The organism is Niallia sp. FSL K6-0212 (assembly GCF_038007605.1).
GTDB classification, from domain to species: domain Bacteria; phylum Bacillota; class Bacilli; order Bacillales; family Cytobacillaceae; genus Niallia; species Niallia circulans.
In genome coordinates this window covers 3,815,365-3,827,182 of sequence record NZ_JBBOXL010000001.1, presented here as the reverse complement: position 1 = coordinate 3,827,182, position 11,818 = coordinate 3,815,365, and the positions used below count along the sequence as shown (strand labels likewise).

10 protein-coding genes and 1 riboswitch are annotated in these 11,818 nt (G+C 34.3%); of the genes, 8 read left to right on the top strand and 2 right to left on the bottom strand.

Features of this window, described 5'->3' with window-relative positions; genetic code table 11:
• The first annotated feature begins 241 nt into the window (after nt 1-241).
• Nucleotides 242-1,381, top strand: a complete 1,140-nt coding sequence (gene spoIIP / locus MHH96_RS18175; protein ID WP_144546391.1) for a stage II sporulation protein P — start codon at nt 242-244, stop codon at nt 1,379-1,381.
• 51 nt (nt 1,382-1,432) lie between these two features.
• Here the strand turns inward: spoIIP and MHH96_RS18170 are convergent, their stop codons facing one another.
• Nucleotides 1,433-2,380 (bottom strand): tyrosine-type recombinase/integrase, encoded by a 948-nt coding sequence (locus tag MHH96_RS18170; RefSeq protein WP_341117815.1) that lies wholly within the window; start codon nt 2,378-2,380, stop codon nt 1,433-1,435.
• 108 nt (nt 2,381-2,488) lie between these two features.
• Here MHH96_RS18170 and MHH96_RS18165 point away from each other — a divergent pair, with 108 nt between their 5' ends.
• The 7 genes from MHH96_RS18165 to MHH96_RS18135 all read left to right on the top strand — a co-directional run bounded on the left by MHH96_RS18165 (nt 2,489) and on the right by MHH96_RS18135 (nt 9,887).
• Complete coding sequence (locus MHH96_RS18165) at nt 2,489-3,973, top strand: aminotransferase class V-fold PLP-dependent enzyme (RefSeq protein WP_047940634.1); 1,485 nt, start codon at nt 2,489-2,491, stop codon at nt 3,971-3,973.
• A gap of 198 nt (nt 3,974-4,171) precedes the next feature.
• The gene (locus MHH96_RS18160) at nt 4,172-4,741 is read left to right on the top strand and encodes a TetR/AcrR family transcriptional regulator (protein ID WP_341118132.1); all 570 of its coding nucleotides are present in this window, start codon (nt 4,172-4,174) and stop codon (nt 4,739-4,741) included.
• A gap of 27 nt (nt 4,742-4,768) precedes the next feature.
• Nucleotides 4,769-5,986 carry an MFS transporter gene (locus tag MHH96_RS18155; RefSeq protein WP_341117813.1) on the top strand — a complete coding sequence of 406 codons (1,218 nt, stop codon included), beginning with the start codon at nt 4,769-4,771 and terminating at the stop codon, nt 5,984-5,986.
• Between the two features lie 105 nt (nt 5,987-6,091).
• Nucleotides 6,092-6,190, top strand: a riboswitch (TPP riboswitch).
• Nucleotides 6,191-6,259: 69 nt separating this feature from the next.
• On the top strand, nt 6,260-6,841 hold the full coding sequence (thiT, locus tag MHH96_RS18150) for an energy-coupled thiamine transporter ThiT (RefSeq protein WP_047940637.1): 582 nt from the start codon (nt 6,260-6,262) through the stop codon (nt 6,839-6,841).
• Between the two features lie 425 nt (nt 6,842-7,266).
• On the top strand, nt 7,267-7,689 hold the full coding sequence (locus tag MHH96_RS18145) for a GNAT family N-acetyltransferase (RefSeq protein ID WP_047940638.1): 423 nt from the start codon (nt 7,267-7,269) through the stop codon (nt 7,687-7,689).
• A 143-nt stretch (nt 7,690-7,832) separates the two neighbouring features.
• Nucleotides 7,833-7,958 carry a hypothetical protein gene (locus tag MHH96_RS18140; RefSeq protein WP_268874776.1) on the top strand — a complete coding sequence of 42 codons (126 nt, stop codon included), beginning with the start codon at nt 7,833-7,835 and terminating at the stop codon, nt 7,956-7,958.
• Nucleotides 7,959-8,174: 216 nt separating this feature from the next.
• Nucleotides 8,175-9,887, top strand: a complete 1,713-nt coding sequence (locus MHH96_RS18135; protein WP_047940639.1) for a glycosyl hydrolase family 18 protein — start codon at nt 8,175-8,177, stop codon at nt 9,885-9,887.
• 54 nt (nt 9,888-9,941) lie between these two features.
• On the opposite strand, the gene MHH96_RS18130 is transcribed toward MHH96_RS18135, so the two are convergent.
• Nucleotides 9,942-11,630, bottom strand: a complete 1,689-nt coding sequence (locus MHH96_RS18130; protein WP_268874787.1) for a methyl-accepting chemotaxis protein — start codon at nt 11,628-11,630, stop codon at nt 9,942-9,944.
• Nucleotides 11,631-11,818 lie beyond the last annotated feature (188 nt).

Here is an 11,818-nt window from a genome sequence, read left to right as displayed (position 1 = left end):
TCACTTTCTAGAAATGGACAATTTTTCTAGAAGGTGATTTTTAATTTTTATGGAAGATTAGATAGCTAATTATAGCAGTTTTCAACAGTTTCTATCATAAATTTTACGCATCCAAAATAATAAAAAAATTTATAAATCCTCCTTAAAATAATTACAATTCCCTATCAAATATTTCATAGATTACAAGACTATTTTCTAGTAAATAGACATATATCTATAAGGAGAAAGGGGATGTACCTATATGCAAACCTCCAAAACACGTACATTAATCCAATATTTGAACACAACAATATTAGGAATCATCCTAATGTTTATCCTTATTGCGGGAATCACGACCTCTATTTTTTCCTTTAAATTAACTTCTGATAATGTTGCCAATATCTTAAAATCTGTAAATACAACGGAAATTTATACAGAAATATTTCATAGTGAAAATCATCTTTTTCCAAAATCAGATGGAAAGGGACTTTCAATCGGAAATATTCTTTTTCAAATTGCCACTAATATTCGTTTAGATGACACGCGCACACTTTTAGGAAGAGAACTACCTGCTTTGACTTTTTTTCATACTGAAATAGTTGTCGCAGAAGAAGGGACAAGTCTTGCTAATCTTCCGTTTGAGTCAACACCATCCGAAGAGCTTATGAAAAATCCTAAAGAAGTAGATGAAGAAAAAGTGGAGAAGGAAGAAAAGCCTTCAGATAACAAAGCACCAGTTACTACTCCAAAAAATAAAACAGTGTTGGTCTACAATACTCATAATCTAGAAGCCTATCTACCACTTTTAAAGAATGCAAATGAAAATGAAGCAGTCAGCTCAGATGAACGGGCTAATGTAGTTGGATTAAGTAATAAATTAAGTAGTCTATTGCAAGATGAAGGGATTGGCGTGCAATTAGATAAAACAAATATTAACCAAAAGCTATTAGATAGAGGATGGGGCTATGCATCTTCATATGTGATGGCAAAAGATGTGGTTGCAGCTGCAGTCAGTGAAAATAAACATTTAAATTATTTAATCGATATTCATCGTGACTCCGCAAGAAGGGAGACAACGACTGCTACTATAGATGGCAAGAACTATGCAAAATTATTATTTATTATTGGCGCTGCTAATAAAGGTTATGAAAAGAATCAGGAATTTGCAGAAAAACTTCATGCAGAATTAAAAAAGAAATATCCAGGTATATCTAGAGGCGTATTTTTAAAAGGAAAGGATCTAGGAAACGGAGTATACAATCAGAACTTTTCTGACCGTGCTATCCTACTTGAAGTAGGTGGGATAGACAATACGCAAGGAGAATTGAACCGCAGCATTGCAGCATTTGCTGACGTATTCTCAAAGGTGTATTGGGAAGAAAATGATGCGACACAGCAATAACGAAGAAAAAGCTGGACCACCTTTTATATTGGAGGTCCAGCTTTTTTCTATTTAACTATTGATTTTATTTTGCAAATATTGTTTATACCTTCTAAGTGCAGCTTCACTTGTTAAATGAAATTGGTGCATTACCTTCTCATCGCTCACTCCTAATGCTAGTTCTTTTAATATAGCAGCATTGCGAAAATTGACTGCAGAAATTTTACGTAAACCTGCTCTACTTACTTCATCTTTAATCATTTCTTGAATAGCGCGGACAGACAGAGCTTTTGGTTTTTGTCGATCATAATCATATTGAAAAGAATAAGAAATATTGTTAAAGGCGACAAACACAGGATCATTAGAATAATATTTTGGTCGAAGGACTTCCGGAATGGAAAAGTAGTATGCTCGTAATTTTGTCAGAATATCACTTGGAATGGCGAGAAGGAACGCATTATCCTCTCTATGCAGAGTTAGTTCTCCTTGTGCTAAGTTTACATCTTTCATTTCAATACTATGTATATCGAGAGGTGTCAGGCCAAAAGTTTTTAATAAAGCCACAATTGTCCAATTTCTTGTCAGCAGATAGTTTCGAGCCGATTTTTTGGTTCCTTCAAAATCCTTTGTCAGCAGATTTTGCAATAATTTATTATATTCTTCACTTGTAATAAAATCTTTTGTAGTCAGGGAACGCAATGGGGCAGCTTCAGCTAGTTTATGAATTTCATGGGCACAAACACATTGATGGTACATCATTAGTCTGCTAAGGACAGATGCCAGACGGCGTATTGTTGCCTGTGACAGTTGCTTTTCCTTTAAATAATGAAAGTAAGCGCGAATGTCATCAGCTCCTAATGCCTTTATTGTTTCAAATTTAGTATTTTCCTTGTATGTAGAAAGCCAGCTGAAAAATTTCTTTAAATCAGATTCGTACTGTTTTAATGTAAGTTTGCTTCGTCCAGATTGATTTAAGTTCTCCATATAGTCAAGTGCATAATCAGGCAAGGTAATCATCATATATGTTCCATCCTTCTTATGAATTTTTTTCAAACTATCCGAAATGCAATAACCTCTCTTCTTATTTTGACATAGGTTAAAGAAGGAGAGAGAAAGGGGATATTTAAATTGATTAGAATTAAAGTTGGTGAGTCTGTCTACCAATATCATACTAAATTAGAACATTATTTTTCAAAAATTAAGCATAATATCATTGGCAATAATGTAACCTTTTCTACACCTTATGGAACGCAGCAGCTGCTATATGCGGATTGGACGGCAAGCGGCAGATTATATAAGACTATTGAAGAGAAGATTATCAATAAATTAGGTCCTTATGTTGCTAATACACATACGGAATCAAATATTACAGGTACTTATATGACTAAGGCATATAAGGAAGCAAAGCGAATTATCAAAAAGCATGTTCATGCAGACGAAAATGACATTATTTTATTCGATGGATTTGGTATGACAGGGGTTGTTAATAAATTACAAAGAATAATAGGTTTAAAGAATAGCTGTGCATGTGCGAAAAAGGAGAAAATTGCTGTAGTATTTGTCACTCATATGGAACATCATTCTAATTATTTATCATGGCTGGAGACAAATGCAGATGTCATAATGATTAAGCCAAATGACAATGGGGATGTCAACAAGGAACATTTAGAATCTTTGCTAGAGCAATATAAGGACATCCCATTAAAAATAGGGGCATTTACAGCATGCTCTAATGTTACTGGAAGGAAAACAAATTACCACGAGCTGGCAAAAATAATGCATAAGTATAAAGGCTATTGCTTTGTTGACTTTGCGGCATCAGCTCCTTATGTAGAAATGAATATGCATCCTGATAATAAAGAGGAACGATTAGATGCTATTTATTTTTCACCTCATAAATTTCTAGGTGGACCGGGAACAAGCGGAGTGCTAGTGATGTCAAAGAAGCTTATTTATTCCAGTATACCGGATCAGCCAGGAGGGGGAACCGTTGATTTTACGAATGAGTGGGGAGATATCCTCTACAAAAAAGAGGATGAAGAACGGGAAGATGGGGGAACGCCAGGATTTTTACAAGCGATTAAAATAGCGTTATGTATACAACTAAAAGAAGAAATGGGAATAGAAAGAATAGCGGCTAGAGAGAAGGAGTTAATTCAATTAGCTATGTCAGAACTGAAGAAAATCAATAGAGTTCGCATACTAGAAGGAGAAAATGAAGATAGGTTAGGCATTATCTCGTTTATTTGTGAAGATATTCATTATGATTTAGTCGTACAATTATTGAATGATCGCTTTGGTATACAAGTAAGGGGCGGCTGTTCGTGTGCTGGTCCATACGGACATTATTTACTACCAATTACAAAGGAATATTCCAAAGCAATAAGCAAAGAAATACAAGAAGGAGATTTTTCCCATAAACCAGGGTGGGTGCGAATATCCTTACATCCTACAATGAGCAACGCAGAAGTATACTATATAGTGGAGGCTATTAAAAAGATTCTAAAATACCAAGATGAATGGGTAAGGGACTATGTAACAAAGCCTTTCTCTTGTGAATATCAATCATTAAGAAGAAATAAATTACAGGTGAAAGATTTGTTTACGATATAAGCGGCAGCAACGAGCGGCATACATTTACTTCACTCCCTTAATAAGGGAGTTTTTAGTAAGGGGATAAATAGTTTGAAAATTTCACAAAAAGAGTTTGACTACCAATATTTTCTTTTATATAATATGATTGATTAATCAATCATTTAAGAAGTGGGGAATTCAAATGGCTAAACCAAGATCTGAACAAAAAAAGAAGATATTTACCAAGCTGCTTTAAAGTTGTTTTCACATAACGGTTTTAGTAAAACAACCATTAAGGATATTGCTGCAGAAGCAGGTGTTAGTTTTGGAACGGTATTTACTTATTATGAAAATAAAGAAACTTTGTTTACAGAATGTGTAAATAGACCTCTCCAATTATTTAAGGAGATAATAAATGAAACCAAAAATGAACTTACTGATTTAACTGAAGAAAAACTTAAATATATCATTCAAAAACATCTGAATTTATTCATGGAGTCCGAAAAAGAACTTCGTATTGTGCAATATGTGATTGGGCAGCCAGATAGATTCGCTGAAATTCATGCATTAGATGAATTTGTTGAACTATTTTTAGTTTATATTCAAGAAATTGTTCATATAGGAATGGAAAAAGGCTTCTTGCCAAAAAGTAACTCCAAAGAGGTGGGGTATGGATATCTGGCTTTCCTAATGGGAGCTCGGTTAACCTATTCAGATCATGCGCATGCTATGTTTACAAGCACATTTACAAATCAAGCTTACCGTTTATTTGGTATGGAAGGGGAATATGCCGATGAAAACATTTAGCAATTACATATTTCCCTTCGTATCCGCATGTATTTACAGTTTGTTACTTCTTTAACATCAAGTGCAATCATCCCTTATATATCTGTTTATTTTAGCTCACTAATCGGATCAACGCTAACAGGAGTAATTGTCATCATAGTCATTCTCTCTGGTATAGTTGGCGCATTAATCGGCGGCTACTTGGCAGACAGAATCGGGAGAAGAAAAATGATGATAATAGCAGAAGCGGGCATAGGAATAACCTATCTTTTTATTGCAGTCTTTAATTCACCATGGATTAATCTACCATATATAAGCGCTGGTTTATTTATGATTAATTTATTTTTTAATGGCATGTTTTTCCCTGCATCTACAGCAATGATTCATGATTTAGTATTGGCAGAGCAACGGAAATTTGTTTTTACAGCGATGTATTGGCTAGCAAATTTAGCAACCGCACTTGGTACTATCACAGGAGCATTTTTCTTTATTGACTATCATTTCTATTTCTTCCTATTAGTTGGTATTGTGTCACTTGGATCAAGCTTAGTTACCTATGTATTTATTAAAGAATCTCTTATGAAAAATAAATTTTTAAGGAGCGACAATAAATCTAAATTTACTATTTGGTCTAATTATCTTCATGTCTGGAAAGACCGGACTTTTATGATTTATTTACTTTCCTGCTTCCTTATCTTCTCTCTTGAGAGCCACTTAACAAATTATATTGCCATTCATTTAAGAGATACAATGCAAGATACTAACCTTTTTGGAATCCTTCCTGTAAATGGTATCAATATGGTGGGAATTCTTCATGCGGAAAATACTATACTGGTAGTTTTTTGTGTAGGTATTGTTACATGGATGATGAAAAAAATATCGGACAATAAGCAATATTTTATAGGAATGTGTTTATTTGTGGTTAGTTATTGTATCCTAACCTATATCTCGTCACCATTATGGCTTATTATGATGATGCTGTTTATTTCAATAGGCGAATTGATGTATGTTCCGATTAATCAAAGCATCCTTGCAGATTTAGTGAATGAAAATTACCGTAGCTCTTATTTAGCTCTGAATGGATTGATTGGTCAAGGACAGATGATAGTAGCTGGCTTAGCAATTACTATAAGCACCCAAATTTCTGCCTTAACGATGTCTTTAGGATTATTCTCATTTGGGATATTAGGCTTGTTATTAATGGGTTATGTTGTTAAAAAGGAAACAAATTCTAAAAAACAAATGAACATAACCCAAACAGTTTAAAAATCTCATTATTGATGCTATAAATATTAACGTCTGAATTTTATTTAAGGAAAACGTCTATTTATAAGGAGAATCTATGTTATAATAAATGTAATTTGATAAAAAGCAAACCACAAGGGGAGCGTAATGCTGAGAGTGATCAATCGATCTGACCCTTCGAACCTGTTAGTTAATTCTAACGTAGGAATGTGGGAAGAGTTTATATAGTATTGCTATATTATTCATTTCGCGCGTTAGTTCTCCTTTTGGTCTGCAGAAAAAGGAGATTTTTTTATGAAAAATATGAAATTAGTTGTCATGATAGAAGTGGCAATCATGGCGGCAATTGCACTTATCCTTGATTTATTGCCATCTATCCCAATATTTAATACTTCGATTTCTTTTGCCATGGTACCTATTTTTATCGTCGCATTTCGCTGGGGCTTTAAAGCTAGTGCAAGTGCAGGATTTTTATGGGGACTACTGCAAATAGTTTTTGATTTACAAGCTTTAACATTCTGGCAAGTAATTTTAGAATATTTAGTTGCATTTGCTTGTATTGGCTTTGCTGGACTATTTGCTTCCTCAATTCAAAATGCTTTAAAAACGGAACAAAAAGGATTAGCGACTGGCTTAATTATTTTGGCAGTGGTTGTTGGTGGGTTTACTCGCTATATTTGGCATTTCATTGCAGGTGTAACTGTATGGGCAAAATTTGCACCAGAAGGTATGTCACCATTTATCAATTCCTTGATTGTAAACGGTGGTTCCTACTTAGGAGCAACTATTTTATGTTCGATTATTCTTGTTCTTTTAGTAGTTTCTGCTCCGCGTATTGTACTTGATCGACCTGTAAATGGTGTTTCTAAAAATTAAAGAGTACAAAAGAAGACGTTCCTTTAGGAGCGTCTCAGCTTGTTGACAAAAGGAATTTAGGAAATGCAAATGGAATTATTATGCATTGATTGGAGTGGAAGGGGTGAGACTCCTGTGGGATCTGCGAGACAGTCTGAGACCCTGCAGGCCTTAGGCCGAAGCGGCTCAGCGCGAGCCCCGCGGAAAGCGAACCCCTGCAGCGGAAATCAACTCTTATTTAAAAGATGCATATTTATAAACTAAGACAAACTCCTAATTACTGAATTAGGAGTTTGTCGACGGTCTGAGACGTTCCTTTAGGAGCGTCTTTTCTTATCATATGGTACAATATTCCAAAAGGGAAAATCAGATTTTTAATAATGAAAGATTGCAATACGCCAATGACCACTATAATATTTAAAAATTAGAAAAGTAGGTGTGTGAAAGTGATTAATTTAAAAAATGGGTTAGCTATTCAAATTCGTCCATATAAAGAAGATGATTTCCAATCGATTCATGAATTAAACAAACTCGAACACTGGACTAACTTAGTAGAGAATAAAGAAGATACTAAGTCTGCCTGGAATCATTCGAATGCTGCCTATGTCGCTACTCTTAATGATCAATTAATAGGCTATATTAGAGGTATTACCGATCGTTCGATTACTTTGTTTATTTGCGAATTACTCGTTGATCCGAACTATAGAGGGATTGGTCTTGGGAAAGCACTCTTATACTATGTACATAGTAAATACCCCTTAACCAGAGTGGAAATGCTTGCTAGCAGTACTTCTAATACTTATTATGAAAGCAAAGGCTTCCGGTCATTTTATGGATATAGGAAAACCTTCCTTGAGTACAATAAATAAGGTATTGATAAGCATATTAAGAGGTACTTCCAGAAGTGAGGTGAGAATTGGTAATGAATAATAAGAGAAATTTTATATTCATCCTTTTATTCTTATTTTTTCCATTAATATTTTTGCTTAGTTCTTTCGGTTGGAGATATATCATGCTGCAGAAAGAACTAATCGTAGTTGCAACAGACTGTTTTGCTATTTTAGGTATTTACTATGTGATTATCAGTGTTTTCTTTTCTTTTTCTGTTAAAAAGATAAATTTAAAAGATTTAGAATAGAAAAAGACATAGGAGTAGAGAATCGAAAAAAGAATGGATGTATACCGTATTCCTGAACTAGTAATAACTTTATAGAACTTAAGTAAGGGAGCCATCCTTCCGTTTGGATGGTTCTATTTTTTGTCGAATTCTGTGTTAATATGAAACTATTATCATTCGAAAATCGTCTAGATTTTGATAGAATCCGTTTGCAGGGACTACTTCAAGGAGGTAAAAATGACAGAAATAAATTATTCATTTCAAAAAAAGCCAACAAAGAGAAAATTAATTGGCGGTATTATCATAGCGGCATTAATAGTCGCTATATCTTTCATTATGCTAATGTTTTACCCATTTGGCAATAAGGATAAGGTGGATTATTTCAAAGGGGAAAATCCTGTATTATTAAATGGAGAACAAGTCGGCAATGCCATTATAGACAAGGGGACGGTTTATTTGCCGCTAAATATTTGGCAGGAAAAAATAGATGAAAGTATCACTTTTGATGAGAATAGTAATTCCGTTATTGTAACGACTAAAGATAAAGTGATCCAATTTCCGTCCGATTCTGTTTCCTATTATGTAAATAATAAAAACACTAAACTTTCCTTTCATCCATTAAGAGATGAGAATGGAACAGTTTACTTGGCCTTAGATCCATTAGCAAGCTTTTATCCAATCCAATACACTTTAGTAGAGGATGACCATGTGGTGCTTTTAGAGGAAAATGGACAAGAAAGAGCAAGTGGAATATTTACTACGAAAAAAGTTAGAAAGGATTTCACCAGATTGCGTTCAGAGGCTGCATTACGATCTCCTTACACAGGGGAATTAGCACCTGGTGAGCATGTAACAATTGAAAAAGATGTAGATGATTTTTATTTTGTAAGAAAAGCGAATGGAATTGCTGGGTTTGTAAAAAAGCAATATGTAGATAAAGGGAAATCAGAGGTTGTTGAAGTTGAATTAGAACAGAAAGAACCTAAATTGAAGAAGGTCAATGGACCAATCCAATTAACATGGGAAGCTGTTTATTCAAGAAATCCAGATACTTCAAAGATTTCAAAAATGCACGGTGTAAATGTTGTATCCCCAACTTGGTTTAAACTGAAGGGGAATGATGGTAATGTTAGTAATTTAGGCTCAAAAGCTTATGTTAATTGGGCGCATAAACAAGACTATCAAGTGTGGGGATTGTTTTCTAATGATTTTGATCCTGATAAAACACACGAAGTATTCAAAGACTATCAGAAAAGGCAAACGGTGATTAGACAACTCTTAGTCTATAGTGAAATGTACGATTTAGATGGAATTAACATTGATATTGAAAATGTTCGGGAAGAAGATGGCAAATATATCACCCAATTTGTGAGAGAAGCTACACCTTATTTACATGATGCGGGTCTGACTGTGTCAATGGATATAACGTTTATAGCTGGCGGAAATTATTCAGCATTCTTACAGCGAGACCATTTAGCTGAGATTGTCGATTATCTTGTTGTAATGGCATATGATGAGCATTGGGCAACAAGCCCGAATCCTGGAAGTGTGGCAAGTTTTCCATGGGTTGAAGCAAATTTAGAAACATTACTTGACATTGTTCCAAATGATAAGCTTGTCCTCGGAGTACCATTATATGCGCGACTATGGGAAGAAAAAGAAAATGGAGAATTATCCTCTAAATCACTTTCGATGGAAAGTGTGGAGGAGTGGTTAAAAGAACATAAAGTTACTCCTACCTATGATGAAGCGAGCGGTCAAAATTATGGGGAATATTATGATAAAAAAACGAAATCAACCTTTAAAATTTGGCTGGAAGATGAATTATCTTTAACGAAGAGAGCAGAATTAGTCGAAAAGTATAACTTAGCTGGACTTGCGAGTTGGTCGCGTACCTTTGCTAATGAAGCAGCATGGTCTGCTTTATCTTTAGAGAAAAAAGAACAATAAGTAATGCTTAAAAACCACTTTCCCATACAAAGGAAAGTGGTTTTTGATAGCATTTTATATCTTAAATAAATTAACTATTGTTTGTAACTCTTCAGCTAATTTTGCAAGAGATAAGGAAGAAGAGGAAATTTCCTCCATAGAAGCAAGCTGTTGTTGGGTTGCTGCAGATATATTTTGTGTCCTATTTGCGGATTCAATCGCAACATCACTTACTTCGTAAATTGTATGGTTAATAATGTCTGTACCTTCTGTAAATTTCACTAAGGCTTTCGATATTTCTTCGATTTGACCAACTACATTCTTTACAGCTATTTCAATTTTTTGAAAAGAGTTTCCGGCAATCTGCACAATATCTAATCCAGATTGAACTTCGTTGGAAGCTTTTTTCATTGTTTCAATGGTTTGCTCAGTATCCTTTTGGATCATGTGGATTAGCTTCGCAATATTTTCGGTAGAGGCCGTTGATTCTTCTGCAAGTTTTCTTACTTCGTCGGCAACAACCGCAAATCCTTTTCCGTGCTCACCAGCTCTAGCAGCTTCGATAGCTGCATTTAAAGCTAACAGGTTTGTTTGGGCTGAGATTCCGGTAATAACATCCGTGATTTGGCCAATTTCGGTTGAACGTTCATTTAAAATGCTTATTGCATCTGAAAGACTATTAACGTTTAAGTATATCGAATTCATTTGCTTATTTACTTGTTGAATAGCTTCGTTGCCTTCTGTCGACACTTCAGATGCATGCTTAACGTTTTCAGACATTTTTTCCGTATGTGCAGCAATTGAATTTGTATGTTCCGAGATTGTTGTGATGACTTGATTGCTTTCTTTTACCTTCATTACTTGTGTTTCAGAGCCAGTTGCTAATTCTTGAATAGTCAGGCTTATATGCTCACTTGCACTGCTATTTTGTTCTGCACTTGCACTAAGTTCTTCCGATGCAGACGCTACATGCTGTGAGGATTCCTGAACAGTGCTAAATACATTTCGGAGTTTCTCCGTCATTCGGTTGAAAGAGGTAGTTAGTTCACCTATTTCATCTTTTGATTGATAGGTTCCTTTTACTGTAAAGTCTCCTTGTTCTGCTTTAAATAACAAATCTTTTATTTGTTTTACTGGTCTTACAATCATACGACTGATAATAAGACTAATAAATAATAAGAGAATGAGAGCAACAATACTAATGATAAAGACAAAAATAGTAATTTTTTGTACACTATCTAAGTTTTCTTTATAAGTAGCTTCTGCAGAAGAAGCTTTTAAGTTTTGAAGCGCTGTAAGAGTGTCATTTACTTTGATTCTATATTCCTCAACATCAGTTGTAAAAATACGGTAGGCTTCTTCATTTTTATTTTGTAAGGCAAGTGAGATAACATCTTTTCTTGCATCATTTAACTTTTGCATTTCTTCGTTATATACGGTAACAAGCTCTTTTTCCTCGCTTGTTAAGTTTTCTTTTAAAAATTCAGACAACAGCTGATCCGTTTCTTGAGATGTAGCTGTTAACTGATCATTTAATTGTTTGTTTTTGGCTGAATCAGTAGTAAGTAAGAGCTCTAAAGTGTAGCCATTACTAGCTCTTGTGTTAATTCTCATCTGCATAAGATTGGATATCGGTATTAAACTTTTCTCATACATTTCTTGTGAATCTTTTGCCATATCTTTAATGTAGTGCAATCCCGTGTATCCAATAGTTCCCAGAGAAAGGGCACTTACTAAAATAATGATAAAAAGTTTCTTGGTAATATTTAGATTTTTAGTAGTTTCAAGCAGATTTCTCCTTTAAGTTAAAATAATATTTACACTACTATATCGGCAGGGATAAGCAGTATATAAGTAACTTTTGAAAATATTTTTTTCGCTGGATGTTTCTACTTTTTTTTTCTAAAAAAACAAAGGAAAAAGGCTAGTAATAAATACCAATTTTGTTTTAA